The organism is Pseudomonas sp. ZL2 (assembly GCF_054788455.1).
The window spans coordinates 37299-53895 of the sequence record NZ_JBGOGX010000002.1 but is presented as its reverse complement, the minus strand read 5'-3'; the positions used below and the strand labels follow the sequence as shown (position 1 = coordinate 53895).

Here is a 16597-nt window from a genome sequence, read left to right as displayed (position 1 = left end):
GCCCGGTTAGCGGCTATTGACTCGCTGCTCGAGCAAAATCCGGTTGGACAACGACACCAGCTCGCCGTCGTCGGTCAGCAGGGTCGTCTTGACCGTGCCGATCTCCTCGATCTGCCCTTCGACCTCTCCAATCCGCACTTGTTGGCCCACTTGATAAAGCTCACGCACGTAAATTCCGGCGAGAATCTGCCCGGCAATTTCCCGGCTGCCCAGGCCCATGGCCAGCGCCACGGCCAGACCAACGGTAATCAAACCGATGACGATCACGTGATTGAGCAGGTCGGTCTTGACCTCGAGCTGGCTGATTGCCACCGAGATACTGATAATAATGACCAGGCCCTGGGCGATCCGCCCTACGCCAGCGGCGTATTCCAGGCCGATGCCTTCGGCGGCGCCGCGCACCAGGCCGTTGACCAGTTGCGCCAGCAATACGCCCGCCAGCAGCACCAGCGCCGCGCCGAACACTTTCGGCAGGTACAGGGCAAGCATGTCGAGTGTGGCCGAGACGCGCTCAAGCCCCAGGGACTCAGCGGCGGAAACAAGGAAAATCAGCAGCACGAACCAGTAGACGATCTTGCCGATCAGGGTCGAGATCGGCACCTGGATGCCGACCCGGCTGAGCATCTTGGTCAGGCCGGTGCCGCCCATCAGGCGATCCAGGCCGAGCTTGGCCAGCAGTTTCGACAGCAGGGTGTCGAGCAGCTTGGCCACGACGAAACCAAGCAGCACCACAACCAGAGCGCCGAACAGGTTGGGGATAAAGTTCGCCACTTTGGTCCACAACGCTGTCATCGCGGTGACCAGGCTCTGGGTCCAGAGATCAAGTTCCATATTCAATCGGCCTTATCAGCTTTACGAACGGTAGCGTTACGGCGCACCGGCGCAACATGCGCCGAGCCATTGTTCACGGCAATCATCAGCGCCTGGCTCCAGCGGCCCAGCAGGCTGAACAGATCGCCCGCGCCAACCTGGCGGTTGGCGGTTTTCAGGACCCGGCCCAGGCAGGCATCGTCGTCGCGGTCCTGGCCGGACGGCGATGCCTTGAGCAGGTCTCGCAGGGATTCTTCAAACGGATCGTGCATGGGCACCTCGCGCAATATCTGTCAAAGACGAGGTCGCCACACAACGGGTCACATGAACCGGCCAGGCAGTTTGTGACTGCATGTTCACAAATTTCATCTTTACACCCAGCGCAGGCGGCGAAACAGCCACCATTGCCCCAACGCCAGGGTCAGCACCAGCAGGCTGGCGAAGAGAAAGCCGTACGGGCTGTCGGAGCCTGGAATGCCGCCGACGTTGATGCCCAACAGCCCGGTCACGAAGCTCATGGGCAGGAATATGCAAGTGATGATGCCGAAACGGTACATGGTCCGGTTCATCCGCTCGCTGCGGCGCCGGTCTTCGCTTTCGAGCACCAGAGCCGCGCGTTCGCGGGTCAGCTCGAGCTCTTCCAGGTAGCGGGTCAGGCTGTTGTTGAGTTCGTTCCAGTAGTCGGCGTCGTCTGCGGCGAACCAGCTCCACTTGTTGCGCGCCAGTTGCGCGTAGATTTCCCGCTGCGGATTGAGAAATCGCCGCAATCCGGCCGCCCGTCGGCGGATCTGCTGCAGGCTGCCCTGGTCCGGGGCATAGCGTTTGTCGGCTTCAAGCTTCTCTTCCTCGGCATCGACCACTTCCGACAGGTCGCTGATCAGCGCCTGGACCTTTTCGGTCAACAGTTGCGCCATGCTCAGCAGCAGCTCGGAAGCGGTTTTCGGCCCGCGGCCTTCGGCCAGTTGCTGCAGCAGTTCATCACTGGCGCGCAACGGCCGCAGGCGCAGCGAGATCACCCGCTGGGCCTCGGCGAAGATCCGCACCGAAACCATGTCTTCAGGCTCGGCACCGGGGTTGAGATTGACCCCGCGCAAAAACAGCAGCATCTGCGCCTCCGGCAGTGGCAGCAGGCGCGGACGGGTGTTTTCCTCCAGCAGCAGGTCGCAGGCGAACTCGTTCAGGCCGCTGTCGTGACGCAGCCAGGTGCGGGTCTGCGGGTGACTGCGGTCCCAGTGCAGCCACAGGCTTTCCTGGGGCTGCAGGGCAAGGGCGTCCAGTTCAGTTCGGGCGATTGCACGGGCACCGCCTTTTCCATCCAGCACCAGGGCATGCACCAGCCCCCATTGCGCGTTTTCTTCCTCGAACATCCCTACCCCACCGACCGGTTTCAGAGCTTTACTCAGGCATTTTCAACGGGCTTGGCGAGACGATCACGCCGTTGTTGTCGGCGTAGATGTATTCGCCTGGACGAAAGGTCACACCGGCAAAGGTCACCGCCACGTTGACCTCGCCGATGCCACGGCGGACGGACTTCAGCGGGTGGCTGGCCAGGGCCTGCACGCCAACGTCGGTCTGCGCCAGGACATCGACATCACGCACGCAACCATAGATCACCAGGCCTTCCCAGTGATTCTTCGCCGCCTTCTCGGCCAGCATGTCGCCGAGCAAGGCATGACGCAGCGAACCGCCGCCGTCGACCACCAGGACCTTGCCCTTGCCATCGAGCTCGACTTGCTCTTTGACCCGCGAGTTGTCTTCGAAGCACTTGATGGTAACGATCTCACCCCCGAAGGAGTCGCGGCCACCGAAGTTGCTGAACATCGGCTCCAGCACCTGCACCAGTTCCGGGTAGGCGTCGCACAGATCGGGGGTGATGTAATGCATGGGAAACTCCTGTCGATTATCGAGACGATGAATGTCGCAGTTTCACTCAGTGAACGAGGCCCAGCGATGCGGCTTTAGCCCCAAGGCTACACGTCGCTGCCGGTGCGGTCACCTTGGCAGCGCATTCAGCGAACAGATGCACACTGAAAAAACCAAAAAATGACCAAACCCTTCACAGTCGTCATATCTTAGCGGCATCAGCTCGCCGGCGAAACGGCCTGCGCCGCCTCGGGCAGCAAAGGCGCCAGCGGATTCTGCAACCAGCGCTCAACCAGTGGCCAGACCTGTGCCTGCGCCGGCTTGCTGACCAGCATGTCGACGTGCCCGAAGTTGTCGAACCCTGCCTCGCGGCCCAGGCGGACAAACTGCTTGTGCTCGCTGCCCAGTTGCTCGAACAGCTTGCGACAGGCCCATACCGGGTCCTGATGATCACCCGCGCCGGCCACGGCCAGCACCGGCACATTGACCTCGGCCAGGCCCGCCCACCAGTCGCGGTCCTTGTCGCCAAAGCGGCCAAACAGGCCGAACCAGCGCATGCTTTCCAGCGCCAGGCCAATCGGCTCGTCTTCCGGCCCGCGCTTGAGCCGCGAACCGGAGATTTGCGCAAAGCGCTTGAGCAGCAGGCGCCCGCCCCACTCCACCGGCGGCAACTTCAGCGGCCAGTAAGTACGGCTGACCTGGGTGCCGAAAAACGCCACGCTGGCCACCTGTTCGGCCCCCAGGTACTGGCCGCCCAGGGCTGCCGCCAGGGTAGTACCGCCCAGCGAGTGGCCGACCCAGTGCGCCGGCTGGCCGGCCTGCTCGCAGACGAATGCGGCAATCACCGGCAGGTCGTAACGGGCGTAGTCGGCCACGCGGTTGTGCCGGTAGCCATGATTGCGCGGCGACAGGCCGTGGCCGCGCATCTCCGGGATCCACACATCGAAACCGGCGCGTGCCAGATAGGCGCCCAGGCCAATGCCCCGGGGCGAATACCAGAAGCGCCGGTTGGAAAAGCTGCCGTGCAGCAGGATGACCGGGGTGCCACGCACCTCGGTTTGATCGGCCATGCCCAGGCGGGTGAGCGCCAGCTCCACGCTGCGATCCGGGCTGTTACCGGCTTTGATCCGGTACACGTCCTCGCTCAGGTCGCCACGGCGCTCGGCACTGAGCAAGGCCACGGGAAAAAGGGTACTGCTGCTTTGCATAGGGTTCTTGCACAAAAAAGGGCGAGATCCATCACTGGAACACGCCCTGGAATACGGTCGGAACCTTCACTGGCGCCAGGGCCGGGTGAAGGTTCCGGTTCAGCGCATCAGTTCGCGGCCTGGCCTTCAGCCAGGAAGAACCAGGTCTCGAGTACCGAGTCCGGGTTCAGCGAGACGCTTTCGATGCCCTGTTCCATCAGCCACTTGGCCAGGTCCGGGTGGTCGGATGGGCCCTGGCCGCAGATGCCGATGTACTTGCCCGCCTTGTTGCAGGCCTGGATGGCGTTGGCCAGCAGCTTCTTGACAGCAGGGTTACGCTCGTCGAACAGGTGCGCAATGATCCCCGAGTCGCGGTCCAGGCCCAGGGTCAGCTGGGTCAGGTCGTTGGAACCGATGGAGAAGCCGTCGAAGAACTCGAGGAACTCTTCGGCGAGGATGGCGTTGGACGGCAGCTCGCACATCATGATCACGCGCAGGCCGTTGTCGCCACGGGCCAGGCCGTTTTCAGCGAGCAGGTCGACGACCTGGCTGGCTTCGCCCAGGGTGCGCACGAACGGCACCATGATCTCGACGTTGGTCAGGCCCATCTCGTTGCGCACGCGCTTGAGGGCGCGGCACTCGAGCTCGAAGCAGTCACGGAAGGTTTCGCTGATGTAGCGCGAAGCACCGCGGAAGCCCAGCATCGGGTTTTCTTCTTCCGGCTCGTAGAGCTTGCCGCCGATCAGGTTGGCGTACTCGTTGGACTTGAAGTCCGACAGGCGCACGATGACCTTTTTCGGCCAGAACGCCGCGGCCAGGGTGCTGATGCCTTCGACCAGTTTCTCGACGTAGAAGCCGACCGGGTCGTTGTAGCCGGCAATACGCTTGTCGACGCTCTCTTTGAGCTCGGCAGGCAGGCCGGCGTAATTGAGCAGCGCCTTGGGGTGCACGCCGATCATGCGGTTGATGATGAATTCCAGGCGCGCCAGGCCGACACCGGCGTTGGGCAGCTGGGCAAAATCAAAGGCGCGATCCGGGTTGCCAACGTTCATCATGATCTTGAACGGCAGCTCCGGCATGGCGTCGACGGAGTTCTTGCGCACGTCGAAGCCCAGCTCACCTTCGAAGATGAAGCCGGTATCGCCTTCGGCGCAGGACACGGTCACGCCCTGGCCATCCTTGAGCAGCTGGGTGGCGTTGCCGCAACCGACCACCGCCGGGATCCCCAGCTCACGGGCGATGATCGCCGCGTGGCAGGTACGCCCGCCACGGTTGGTAACGATGGCACTGGCACGCTTCATCACCGGCTCCCAGTCTGGGTCGGTCATGTCCGAAACCAGTACGTCGCCGGGCTGGACCTTGTCCATCTCCGAGACGTCCTTGATGATCCGCACCTTGCCGGCGCCGATGCGCTGGCCAATGGCACGGCCTTCGACCAGCACGGTGCCGGTTTCCTTGAGCAGGTAACGCTCCATGACGTTGGCCTGGGCGCGGCTCTTCACGGTTTCAGGGCGGGCCTGAACGATGTACAGCTTGCCGTCGTCACCGTCCTTGGCCCATTCGATGTCCATCGGGCACTTGTAGTGCTTCTCGATGATCATCGCCTGCTTGGCCAGCTCGCTGACTTCGGCGTCGGTCAGGCAGAAACGGGTGCGGTCGGCCTTGTCGACATCGACGGTCTTGACCGAGCGACCGGCCTTGGCTTCTTCGCCGTAGACCATCTTGATCGCCTTGCTGCCCAGGTTGCGACGCAGGATCGCCGGGCGGCCGGCTTCCAGGGTGCCTTTGTGCACGTAGAATTCGTCGGGGTTGACCGCACCCTGGACGACGGTTTCACCCAGGCCATAGGCGCCGGTGATAAACACCACGTCACGGAAGCCCGACTCGGTGTCGAGGGTGAACATCACGCCGGCGGTGCCGGTTTCGGAGCGGACCATGCGCTGCACGCCGGCCGACAGGGCCACCAGCTTGTGGTCGAAGCCCTGGTGCACGCGGTAGGAAATGGCGCGGTCGTTGAACAGCGAGGCGAACACTTCCTTGGCGGCGCGGATGACATTGTCGACGCCGCGGATGTTCAGGAAGGTTTCCTGCTGGCCGGCGAACGAGGCATCCGGCAGGTCTTCGGCGGTGGCCGAGGAGCGCACGGCCACGGCCATGTTCGGGTTGCCCTGGGACATTGCGGCGAAGGCGGTGCGGATCTCGGCGTTCAGGCGCTCGGGGAACTCGGCTTCCATGATCCACTGGCGGATCTGCGCACCGGTCTTGGCCAGGGCGTTGACGTCGTCAACGTCCAGCGCGTCGAGGGCGGCGTGGATCTGGGTGTTCAGGCCGCTCTGCTCGAGAAAGTCACGATACGCCTGAGCCGTAGTGGCAAAGCCGCCGGGGACCGAGACACCGGCGCCCGCGAGGTTACTGATCATCTCGCCGAGGGATGCGTTCTTGCCCCCCACATGCTCTACATCATGGACGCCGAGCTTATCGAGGGAAACTACGTACTCTACCAAGGTGATCTCTCCACTAACTGTGTTGGAAAAGCTCAGGTCGCCCGCCTGCCAGCTCTGGCTTGGCCGGGCGCTTGTGGCCTGGACCTGGAAAATAAGTGAGAATGCCGAACGCAGTGTTCGGTAAACCGAACCTATCATATCCAAGATTCGTCACCAGCTTAAGGCCCAAGGCGCAAATGAAACGATCTGCTTTCTTTATCTCCGATGGCACCGGCATTACCGCCGAGACGCTGGGACAAAGTCTTCTAGCGCAGTTCGATACCATTCCGTTCAATAAATTCACGCGTCCGTACATCGACAGCGTAGAAAAAGCGCGGACGATGGTACAACAAATCAATAGCGCCGCTGAAAAGGACGGTGTCCGTCCGATCATCTTCGACACCATCGTCAACCAGGATATCCGCGAGGTGCTGGCCACCTCCAACGGTTTCATGATCGACATCTTCTCGACCTTCCTGGCCCCGCTGGAGCAGGAACTGACCGCCCATTCCTCGTATTCGGTGGGCAAATCCCACTCGATCGGCGGCAACTCCAACTATATGGAGCGCATCGAGGCGGTCAACTTTGCCCTCGACAACGACGACGGCGCGCGCACCCACTACTACGACAAGGCCGATCTTATCCTGGTCGGCGTGTCGCGCTGCGGCAAGACTCCGACCTGCCTGTACATGGCCATGCAATTCGGTATCCGCGCGGCCAACTACCCGTTGACCGAAGACGACATGGAGCGCCTGCAACTGCCCCAGGCCCTGAAAAACCACCAGCACAAGCTGTTCGGCCTGACCATCGACCCCGACCGCCTGACCGCCATCCGCCACGAGCGCAAGCCCAACAGCCGCTACGCAAGCTTTGCCCAGTGCGAGTTCGAGGTGCGTGAAGTGGAGAACCTGTTCCGCCGCGAGAACATTGCGCACATCAACTCCACGCATTTCTCCGTGGAAGAGATTGCGGCGAAGATTCTGGTCGAGAAAGGCGTAGAGCGCCGATTCAAGTAGGCTGGGCGCCTCAAGCTGCAAGCTGCAAGCTGCAAGCTGCAAGCGACAAGAAAAAGCAGGCGGCGCTGTTGGTGAGAAAGTTGCTAGCTTGCATGAGTAGCAAGCTGAAAGCTGCAAGCGGAAACAACGCATTCCACTTGCAGCTTGTAGCTTAAAGCTAGCCGCTTAAGACGGCACCACCATCGCCTGGCCACTCAGGGCCAGGTCCACCAGCTCGCGGTTGGCCACCGCGTACATGGCGTAGTCGGTACCGATGGCGGCACGCAGCTCGTCGAGCATGGCGCGCCAGCGCACGACCATGACCCGGTGCTGATCCAGCCACAGGGCCACCCGGGCGTCCATGTCCTCCGGTGCATCGTCCATCTGCAGCACCGAGATGGTGATCGCCCGCTGCTGCAGGTCGATGTCATCGCGGAAGGCTTCGCGGGCCAGGGCCTGCCAGTTGTTTTCCACCGGCAGGTTGCTGATTTCCTGCAGGTACCAGGTCAGGTCCAGGGCGCTGCCAACGGCGAAGAAGGCCTTGGCCACTTCGGCCGGGTCCTGGCCGGTGACGTCGGAGGCTTCGATGATCGGCAACAGGGTGTACAGGTGCGTGGTACCGGCCACCATGCGCGCCAGCAGCTCCGGTACACCAGCTTCGACGAAGCCCTGGTAACGGCTCATCCAGCGCTCGCGGGTCGGCCCTTCGAGCAGTTCATCGAGCTTCAGCCCCAGCGCGGCGATCTTCGGACCGAAGTGCGCCACGTCGCGGCCAGCATCCTGCTCGTTGCGACGGCTGCGCAGGAACCAGCGGGTCGCACGGCGGCCCAGGCGCATCAGCTCGTCCATCAGGGTCAGCTGGATTTCAGCCGGGACCTGATAGTCCAGCGCCTCGATCTGACGGAACCAGTGCGGCAGGTGGAAGATATCGCGCACGATCACGTAGGCGCCGGCGACGTTCGCCGGGCTCATGCCGGTGGACTCTTTCAGGCGCTGAACGAAGGTGATGCCCATGTTGTTGACCAGATCGTTGGCGATCTGGGTGCTGACGATCTCGCGTTTCAGGCGATGGCGACGCATGGCCTCGGCGAACTTGCTCACCAGCGACGGCGGGAACGCGGTTTCCATGTCGCGGGTCAGGTAGTCGTCGTCCGGCACCAGCGACTTGAGCAACTGCTCCTTGAGGTCGATCTTGCTGTAGGAGATCAGCACCGACAGCTCGGCACGGGTCAGGCCCTGGCCAGCGGCCAGGCGCTCGGCCAGTTGCTCTTCGGTCGGCAGGAACTCGATGGCGCGGTCCAGCTTGCCACGGCCTTCGAGGTCAGCCATCAACCGCTTGTACTCGGCGATGCGTTCCTTGGCCCGACGCGCAGCCAGGGACAATGCCTGGGTCTGCTTGTAGTTGTTACCCAGCACCAGGCCGGCCACTTCGTCGGTCATGCTGCCCAGCAGCTGGTTGCGCTGCTTCTCGGTCATGTCGCCAGCCTGCACCACTTCGTTGAGCAGGATCTTGATGTTGACCTCGTGGTCGGAGCAGTCCACGCCACCGGCGTTGTCGATGAAGTCGGTGTTGGTGGCGCCGCCGTTCAAGCCGAACTCGACCCGGCCCAGCTGGGTCATGCCGAGGTTGCCGCCCTCGCCCACCACCTTGCAACGCAGCTCGTTGCCGTCGACGCGCAGGGCGTCGTTGGCCTTGTCGCCGACGTCGGCGTGGCTTTCTTCACTGGACTTGACGTAGGTGCCGATACCGCCGTTCCACAGCAGGTCGACCGGCGCCTTGAGCAGTGCGTTGAGCAGCTCGGTCGGGGTCAGCTTGTCGGCTTCGATGGCGAAGCGCTCTTTCATCTGCGGGGTGATCGCAATGCTTTTCGCGCTGCGCGGGAAGATCCCGCCGCCTTCGGACATGATGCTGGTGTCGTAGTCGCTCCAGGCCGAACGCGGCAGATCGAACAGGCGCTGGCGCTCGGCGAAGCTGCTGGCAGGCTCCGGGTTCGGGTCGATGAAGATGTGCAGGTGGTTGAACGCCGCCACCAGTTGCAGCTTGTCGGACATCAGCAGGCCGTTGCCGAACACGTCACCGGCCATGTCGCCGACGCCGACCACGGTGATCGGGTCTTCCTGGACGTTGATGCCGCGCTCACGGAAGTGACGCTGCACGCCGACCCAGGCGCCACGGGCGGTAATGCCCATTTTCTTGTGGTCGTAACCGGCCGAACCACCGGAAGCGAACGCATCGCCGAGCCAGAAGCCGTAGTCGATGGCAATGCCGTTGGCGATGTCGGAGAAGGTCGCGGTGCCTTTGTCGGCAGCCACCACCAGGTACGGGTCATCGTCGTCATGACGCACGACGTTGGCCGGCGGCACCAGGGCGCCATCCTTGAGGTTGTCGGTGATGTCCAGCAGGCCGGAAATGAAGATCCGGTAGCAGGCGATGCCTTCGGCCTGGATATCGTCACGGCTACCACCCAGCGGCAGGCGGCGAGGCAGGAAACCGCCCTTGGCGCCAACCGGCACGATCACCGAGTTCTTCACCTGCTGGGCTTTTACCAGGCCCAGCACTTCGGTACGGAAGTCTTCCTCGCGGTCCGACCAGCGCAGGCCGCCGCGGGCGACGTTGCCAAAGCGTAGGTGCACGCCCTCGACCCGTGGCGAGTAGACGAAGATTTCGAACTTCGGCACCGGCTTGGGCAACTCGGGGATCAGCTTGGGGTTGAACTTGAAGCTGAAGTACGACTTGTTATGGCCCAGGGCGTCGGTCTGGTAGAAGTTGGTGCGCAGGGTGGCCTTGATCAGGTCCAGGTAGCGACGCAGGATGCGGTCTTCGTTGAGCACCTGGACGTCGTCCAGAGCGGTCAGGATGGCCTGTTCCAGACGCTGTTGCTTGTCGTCGAGGTCGTCGCTGGTGAGCTTGCGCGCCAGGTAGAAGCGGGTTTTGAACAACCGGGTCAGCTCGCGGGCGATGTCGGTGTGGTTGTTCAGGGTACTGGCGATGTAACCCAGGTCGAAGCCCAGGCGGATCTGCTTGAGGTAGCGGGCGTAGGCACGCAGCAGCGCCACGTCGCGCCACGGCAGGCCGGCGGTCAGCACCAGGCGGTTGAAGGCGTCGTTCTCGGCATCGCCATTGACGATGTGCACGAAGGCATCCTGCAGGGTGTCATTGAGCTGCTGGATGTCGAGGTTCAGGCCTTCGGCGGCGGTGAAGGCAAAGTCATGAATCCAGTACTCGCGGCCGTTGGCATGGCGCAGGCGGTACGGGAACTCGCCGAGCACGCGCAGGCCGAGGTTTTCCAGGATCGGCAGCACGTCCGACAGCGCCAGCGGCGTATCGGCGTGGTACAGCTTGCAGTGCAACTGCTGTTTACCAGCCTGGGTCAGCGGCTGGTAGAAGCTCATCACCAGCGGCTTGCGCTCGGACAGGGTCATCAGGTGCTGCATGTCGACCACCGCCGAATGGGCGGCGAAACGCTCGCGGTAACCGGCCGGGAAGCCTTTCGGGAAGTCGGCCAGGACGTTGGTGCCCTGGGCTTCGCCGAAGCTTTCGACGGTCAGGCTGGCGTAGTCGTCCTGCCACGAACGGCAGGCCTGGATCACTTCGTTTTCCAGCTGCTGCGGGTCGATGTCGATGCGGTTTTTCGGATCGACGCGCAGGATCAGTTGCACGCGGGCCAGCACCGACTCGGAGAAGAAAGTCCAGAACTCGCAGTCGCTGGCCTTCAGGCGCTCCATCAGCACCTGCTGGATCTTCTGCCGTACCTCGGTGGAGTAGATATCGCGCGGCACGTAGGCCAGGCAGTAGCAGAAACGGCCGTACGGGTCCTTGCGCAGGAACACGCGAATCTTGTTGCGCTCCTGGATCTGCACGATCGACATGACGGTGCTGAACAGCTCGTCGACCGGCGTCTGGAACAGGTCGTCACGCGGCAGCACTTCCAGGACCTGGGCCAGTTCCTTGCCCAGGTGGGCTTTGGGGTCGAAGTGCGAGCGGCGCTCGACTTCGGCGACCTTGCCACGGATGTACGGAATCGCGCGCACGCTCTCGCCATACACCGAGGAGGTGTACAGGCCCATGAAGCGGCATTCCTTGATGACCTTGCCGTCGGCATCCAGTTGGCGGATCGACACGTAGTCCGGGTAGGCCGGACGGTGCACGCGGCTTGGGTGCGCGGCCTTGGCGAAGGACAGCAGCAGCGGCTCGTTGAGGTAATTGACGGCGTAGTCTTCGATGCGCAGGTCTTCGGCGGTGAGACCGGCTCGCAGCATACGGGTCAGGCCGAGGAACGACTGCTCGTCGTATTGCAACTGGCCGCCCTGGGCGTCGCCATGGACAACGAATTCTTCGTAGCCGAGGAAGGTGAAATGGTTGCCCAGCAGCCACTCGAGGAATGCCTTGACCTCGGCCTTTTCGTTTTGCGCCGGGGCGTAGGCGGTCTGCTCGACCAGCGCCACGACCTCGCGCAGCTTGACCTTCATCGGTTCGAAGTCGGCGACGGCAACGCGCACTTCAGCCAGCACCTGCTCAAGCTCACGGGTCAGCACGTTGAGCTCGGCGGTGTTGGCGCAGCGGTCGATCTCCAGGTACATCAGCGATTCTTGCAGCACGCCCTCGCCCTGGGTGCCCTTGGGCAGGATTTCCAGCAGCTCGCCTTTCGCCCCGCGACGCACGCTCAGTACGGTGGTCTGCAGGGTATGGATGCTGTAGCCGCGGCGGTTGAGCTCGGTGCGCACCGAGTCGACCAGAAATGGCAGGTCATGGTGCAGGACTTCGACCGCGGTGTGGGTCGACTGCCAGCCATGACGCTCGTAATCGGGGTTGTAGACGCGAACCTGGGGCTGGGTGTGATCGAAGCGTTCGATGATGCGCCAGGCAGAGAGGGTGCAACCGGCCAGGTCCGACATACGGCGCTGGGTGAGTTCGTCCAGAGAGATGATGCCGAAGAACTGTTCGGCGAACAGCGCCACTTGTGGCAGTGCCTGTTCGCTGATGTGCTGCGCCAGGGCCGCTTGCAGTTGATGCTGGAAGTCGGCTTTGCTGGCTGCGGTGAAAAACGCCATCTGTGGTACTCCGCTTGGGCTTTATTATTGAGTGAAGCGTCGCGCGCGTCCGCCGTGTACGGATCAACGATAGCCAACCCGTAGCAGGAGGACGGTAAAACCATAGAAACAGGCGCTCGAGGTGACCTGTAAGTCACATCTTCCCGCTCCACGGATGGGCATCTGCAAAAACGACTGCCGAACGGGCTGTGTCTTTACGGGTGTCCATCGACAGCGCAGCTTAACGAGTGCCCGCCCGCCCCTGCTTGCGGTGCTGCGACATATTCGGTCATTGAGGTGAAACCGCACGTTTATCCACAGGCCGAAGACTGGCAGAATCGTGTTTCAACTTATTGATCGAGCTGCTCATGCAATTCAAGACCGCCCTGCTCTTCGCCACCCCCTGCGATGATGAAGAAGACAACATGGCCACCCTGTGCTGCCACAGCGACAAGGGCCAGATGTTCCTCATGACGCGCTATCCGGACGAAGACACGGTGGACATCACCCTGGATGACGAGCCAAGCACCCTCGACGGCCTCAAGGTCAGCCTCAGCGCCAAGCGTTTGCTGATCGAAGTGGCGCCAGGCGATGCCGATGTGTTCAAAGGCGACGATCACCTGGAGATTACCCTGACTTCCGACGGCACCGACCTTGCCGAAGTCGAAGAAACCCTGCAGAACATCCTCAAGGGCACCGGCACCTACGTCAGCGAGCTGTAATCGCCCACGCGGTTTCTTGACAAGGAACCGCTGCAAAAGGCATTGTCTGACAACCTGATTAATGAGCCACCCCTCATGCTTGAGCTTCAGCGCCCCGACACCCTGGTTGAACGGGTTGTCGGCGCCATCCGCGCCGAAATCGATTCCGGTCGCCTGGCAGCCGAATCGCGCCTGCCCACCGAACAGCAACTGGCCGAGCAATTGAACGTCAGCCGCTCGGTGGTGCGCGAGGCCGTGGCCCAGCTCAAGGCTGACGGAGTGCTGATCGCCCGCCGCGGCCTGGGTTCGTACATTTCACAAACCCCGACCGGCACGGTATTCCGCTTCCCTTCTGCGCAAGGCCGCAGCCCGGACCTGGTGCAGATGTTCGAAGTGCGCCTGTGGATCGAGACCCAGGCCGCCTCGGTGGCCGCCCAGCGCCGTGACGCCGCCGACCTTGCACGCATGAGCAAGGCCCTGCAGGAGATGCTCGACAAGCGCAGCGACTTTGCCGTGGCAGCCGCCGCCGATGTCGAGTTTCACCGCGCCATCACCGAAGCCAGCAAGAACGATTATTTCGTCGCCTTCCATGATTTTCTGCGTGGACAACTGGCCGCCGCTCGTCGCACCGCCTGGGAAAACTCCGCGGCGCATTCGGTGGGCGGTTCGGCCGATGCCCACCGCGAGCACCAGGCGCTGTACCAGGCCATCGCCGATGGCGACCGGCTTGCCGCCGCAGCCTGCGCCGAAGCACACCTGCGGGCCTCGGCCAAACGCCTGAAACTGGACCTGCCGAGTATCGACTGACCCCCCTATAAGCGGGCGCTGCTGCATGGCGCCCTTTTGTTTGACCTACTTAGTCTGACAACCTGATAAGCAGATTCTCTGATAAGAACACGCCAAGGTGACACCTGCATGATCTACGACTACTGCATCATCGGCGGCGGCATCGTCGGCCTCGCCACCGCCATGGCCCTGCTGGAGCGCCAACCGGGCGCATCCTTGCTGATTCTCGAAAAAGAAAGCAGCCTGGCCAAACACCAGACTGGGCATAACAGTGGCGTGATCCACGCGGGGATCTACTACGCCCCGGGCAGCCTCAAGGCCGACCTGTGCAAGCGCGGTGCCCAGGCCACCAAGGAGTTCTGCACCGAGCACCAGATCAAGTTCGACGTCTGCGGCAAGCTGCTGGTGGCATCCACGCCGCTGGAAGTCGAGCGCATGCACGCCCTCTATGAGCGTTCGCAGCAGAACGGTCTGAAGGTCGAGCAGCTGGATGCCAAGGAACTGCAACGGCGCGAGCCGAACATCGTCGGCCTCGGCGGCCTGTTCCTCGATGCCACCGGTATCGTCGACTACAAGCAGGTCTGCGAAGCCATGGCCCGGGTCATCCAGAGGTTCGGCGGCGAAGTGCAGCTGCAGACCACCGTGCGGGCCATCGTCGAGACCGCCGACAAGGTCACCATCAGCAGCGACGACAAGGTCTGGAGCGCCCGCCAGCTGGTGGCCTGCGCCGGCCTGCAATCGGACCGCCTGGCAGCCCTGGCCGGGGTCAAGATCGACCACCAGATCATCCCCTTTCGCGGCGAATACTTCCGCCTGCCAGCGACCAAGAACGACATCGTCAACCACCTGATCTACCCGATCCCCGACCCGGAGCTGCCGTTTCTTGGCGTGCACCTGACGCGGATGATCGACGGCAGCGTTACCGTCGGGCCCAACGCCGTACTGGGCCTGGGCCGGGAAAACTACCGCAAGTTCTCGGTGAACTGGCGCGACGTGGCCGAATACGCGCGCTTCCCGGGGTTCTGGAAAACCATCTGGAACAACCTCGGCTCCGGCACTGCCGAGATGAAGAACTCGCTGTTCAAAAGCGGCTACCTGGAGCAATGCCGCAAATACTGCCCATCGCTGAATGTTGAAGACCTGCAGCCCTATGAAGCCGGCATCCGCGCCCAGGCGGTGATGCGCGACGGCACCCTGGTGCATGACTTCCTGTTCGCCGAGACCCCGCGCATGGTGCACGTCTGCAATGCACCGTCGCCGGCGGCCACCTCGGCCATCCCGATCGGCCAGATGATCGCCGAAAGAATTTTCAAGGCCCGCTGAATCCTGCTGCACACCTAACTACAAAGACAAAAAAGGAAACCTCACATGTCGGTACATGAGGCGGCCACGGCCGCGACCGAAACCCCGGAACAGAAACGCAAACGCCTGCGCAAGGTCGCCGCCGCGACCATCTTCGGCTCGATGCTGGAGTGGTACGATTTCTACCTGTACGCGACCATGGCAGCAATCGTCTTCTCGAAGATCTTCTTCGACCCGAGCAACCCGGCGGTGGCCTCGCTGCTGGCGTTTTCCACCTTCGCCATTGGCTTTATCGCCCGGCCCTTCGGCGGCGTGTTGTTCGGCTACCTGGGCGACCGTTTCGGGCGCAAGCAGGTGCTGGTCATCACCTTCTGCATGATGGGCGTGTGCACCACCCTGATCGGCCTGATCCCCAGCTACGCCTCGATCGGCATCTGGGCGCCGATCATCCTCGTGCTGGTGCGCATCATCCAGGGCCTGGGCGCCGGCGCCGAGCTGTCTGGCGCAGCGGTGACCTCCTATGAGCACGCCAGCGAAGGCAAGCGCGGCAGCCAGGGCGCCTGGCCGGCGCTGGGGCTGAACCTGGGCCTGCTGCTGTCGTCGCTGACCGTCTACCTGCTGACCATGAACGGCAACGAGTTCCTGCTTTCCGGCGGCTGGCGCATCCCGTTCATCTGCAGCATCGTGCTGGTCGGCGTCGGCCTCTGGGTGCGCAAAAGCATCCCGGAAACCCCGGACTTCAAAGAGCTCGACAAAACCCCGGCCAAGGAGCAGGTATCGCCGCTCAAGCTGCTGTTTCGCAACGACCTCAAGGGCCTGGCCGTGGTGTTCTTCGTGGCCATCGGCTACAACGCCCTGAGCTACATCTTCAAGACCTTCTCGCTGGCCTACCTGACCCAGTACAAGGGCGTCGAAGCCCATGTCACCTCGCTGTCGGTGACCATCGCCAGCCTGGTGGCCATCATTGCCGTGCCGTTCTTCGGCTGGCTGTGCGACAAATGGAGCAGCAAGACCGTGTTGATGTTCGGCGGGCTGTTCTCGGTGCTGTTCGCCTACCCGTTCCTGGCCCTGCTCAACACTGGCGAGCCGATGATGATCTACCTGGCGATTGCCATCGGTACCGGCATCCTCGCACCGATGATGTTCGCCCCTCAGGGCTCGTTCCTCAGCCGCCAGTTCCCGACCCAGACCCGCTCTTCGGGCTTTGGCACCGGGCGCGAGATCGGCACGGCCGTGGCTGGCGGCCTGGCACCGCTGGGTGGCCTGGCGCTGGTGGCCAACTCGGCGACCCACTCCACTGATGGCGTGGCGCTGATCCTGGTGGTGGCAGCGGTATTGGTGGTGGTGTTTGCCCTGTGTGACCAGGGGCGCAAGCATTCCAGCTTCAAGAACTGAGTGACCGGCAAGGCTCTGCCTTGCATCGCTGGCAACGCCAGCTC

12 protein-coding genes are annotated in these 16597 nt (G+C 62.8%); 5 read left to right on the top strand and 7 right to left on the bottom strand.

The features are described 5' to 3' along the window. Window positions 1-6: 6 nt before the first annotated feature. From ABM562_RS01590 to ppsA, 6 genes are all read right to left on the bottom strand, one after another. Entirely contained in the window at window positions 7-831 is an 825-nt protein-coding gene (locus ABM562_RS01590; protein WP_038994250.1) for a mechanosensitive ion channel family protein, read from the bottom strand. A gap of 2 nt (window positions 832-833) precedes the next feature. Then, window positions 834-1082 (bottom strand): CrfX protein, encoded by a 249-nt coding sequence (locus ABM562_RS01585; RefSeq protein ID WP_115086025.1) that lies wholly within the window; start codon window positions 1080-1082, stop codon window positions 834-836. A gap of 99 nt (window positions 1083-1181) precedes the next feature. Further along, window positions 1182-2177 carry a zinc transporter ZntB gene (locus ABM562_RS01580; protein WP_115086024.1) on the bottom strand — a complete coding sequence of 332 codons (996 nt, stop codon included), beginning with the start codon at window positions 2175-2177 and terminating at the stop codon, window positions 1182-1184. A 28-nt stretch (window positions 2178-2205) separates the two neighbouring features. Continuing rightward, on the bottom strand, window positions 2206-2694 hold the full coding sequence (gene rraA / locus ABM562_RS01575) for a ribonuclease E activity regulator RraA (RefSeq protein ID WP_115086023.1): 489 nt from the start codon (window positions 2692-2694) through the stop codon (window positions 2206-2208). Between the two features lie 197 nt (window positions 2695-2891). Further along, window positions 2892-3881 (bottom strand): alpha/beta fold hydrolase, encoded by a 990-nt coding sequence (locus tag ABM562_RS01570; protein WP_115086022.1) that lies wholly within the window; start codon window positions 3879-3881, stop codon window positions 2892-2894. Between the two features lie 107 nt (window positions 3882-3988). After that, entirely contained in the window at window positions 3989-6364 is a 2376-nt protein-coding gene (gene ppsA / locus ABM562_RS01565) for a phosphoenolpyruvate synthase (RefSeq protein ID WP_115086021.1), read from the bottom strand. A 176-nt stretch (window positions 6365-6540) separates the two neighbouring features. Between ppsA and ppsR the strand changes: the two genes are divergently transcribed. Further along, complete coding sequence (gene ppsR, locus ABM562_RS01560) at window positions 6541-7359, top strand: posphoenolpyruvate synthetase regulatory kinase/phosphorylase PpsR (protein ID WP_115086020.1); 819 nt, start codon at window positions 6541-6543, stop codon at window positions 7357-7359. Between the two features lie 165 nt (window positions 7360-7524). Here ppsR and ABM562_RS01555 read toward each other — a convergent pair whose 3' ends face one another. Beyond that, window positions 7525-12390: an NAD-glutamate dehydrogenase gene (locus tag ABM562_RS01555; protein WP_134061861.1), complete on the bottom strand. Its 4866-nt coding sequence runs from the start codon at window positions 12388-12390 to the stop codon at window positions 7525-7527. A gap of 347 nt (window positions 12391-12737) precedes the next feature. Between ABM562_RS01555 and ABM562_RS01550 the strand changes: the two genes are divergently transcribed. The 4 genes from ABM562_RS01550 to ABM562_RS01535 all read left to right on the top strand — a co-directional run bounded on the left by ABM562_RS01550 (window position 12738) and on the right by ABM562_RS01535 (window position 16553). Beyond that, on the top strand, window positions 12738-13091 hold the full coding sequence (locus ABM562_RS01550) for a hypothetical protein (RefSeq protein WP_258578145.1): 354 nt from the start codon (window positions 12738-12740) through the stop codon (window positions 13089-13091). Window positions 13092-13166: 75 nt separating this feature from the next. Next, window positions 13167-13877, top strand: coding sequence for a FadR/GntR family transcriptional regulator (locus ABM562_RS01545; RefSeq protein ID WP_134061857.1), 711 nt, complete (start codon window positions 13167-13169; stop codon window positions 13875-13877). A 108-nt stretch (window positions 13878-13985) separates the two neighbouring features. Further along, window positions 13986-15179 carry an L-2-hydroxyglutarate oxidase gene (gene lhgO / locus ABM562_RS01540; RefSeq protein WP_115086017.1) on the top strand — a complete coding sequence of 398 codons (1194 nt, stop codon included), beginning with the start codon at window positions 13986-13988 and terminating at the stop codon, window positions 15177-15179. Window positions 15180-15224: 45 nt separating this feature from the next. After that, a complete protein-coding gene (locus ABM562_RS01535; protein WP_115086016.1) occupies window positions 15225-16553 on the top strand; it encodes an MFS transporter in 1329 nt (442 codons plus the stop codon). Window positions 16554-16597: the final 44 nt, after the last annotated feature.

Excerpts from the sequence above, each read along its gene's own strand:
- ABM562_RS01590 (WP_038994250.1), bottom strand. The coding sequence starts at position 831 with ATGGAACTTGATCTCTGGACCCAGAGCCTGGTCACCGCGATGACAGCG.
- ABM562_RS01585 (WP_115086025.1), bottom strand. The coding sequence starts at position 1,082 with ATGCACGATCCGTTTGAAGAATCCCTGCGAGACCTGCTCAAGGCATCG.
- ABM562_RS01580 (WP_115086024.1), bottom strand. The coding sequence starts at position 2,177 with ATGTTCGAGGAAGAAAACGCGCAATGGGGGCTGGTGCATGCCCTGGTG.
- rraA (WP_115086023.1), bottom strand. The coding sequence starts at position 2,694 with ATGCATTACATCACCCCCGATCTGTGCGACGCCTACCCGGAACTGGTG.
- ABM562_RS01570 (WP_115086022.1), bottom strand. The coding sequence starts at position 3,881 with ATGCAAAGCAGCAGTACCCTTTTTCCCGTGGCCTTGCTCAGTGCCGAG.
- ppsR (WP_115086020.1), top strand. The coding sequence starts at position 6,541 with ATGAAACGATCTGCTTTCTTTATCTCCGATGGCACCGGCATTACCGCC.
- ABM562_RS01555 (WP_134061861.1), bottom strand. The coding sequence starts at position 12,390 with ATGGCGTTTTTCACCGCAGCCAGCAAAGCCGACTTCCAGCATCAACTG.
- ABM562_RS01550 (WP_258578145.1), top strand. The coding sequence starts at position 12,738 with ATGCAATTCAAGACCGCCCTGCTCTTCGCCACCCCCTGCGATGATGAA.
- ABM562_RS01545 (WP_134061857.1), top strand. The coding sequence starts at position 13,167 with ATGCTTGAGCTTCAGCGCCCCGACACCCTGGTTGAACGGGTTGTCGGC.
- lhgO (WP_115086017.1), top strand. The coding sequence starts at position 13,986 with ATGATCTACGACTACTGCATCATCGGCGGCGGCATCGTCGGCCTCGCC.
- ABM562_RS01535 (WP_115086016.1), top strand. The coding sequence starts at position 15,225 with ATGTCGGTACATGAGGCGGCCACGGCCGCGACCGAAACCCCGGAACAG.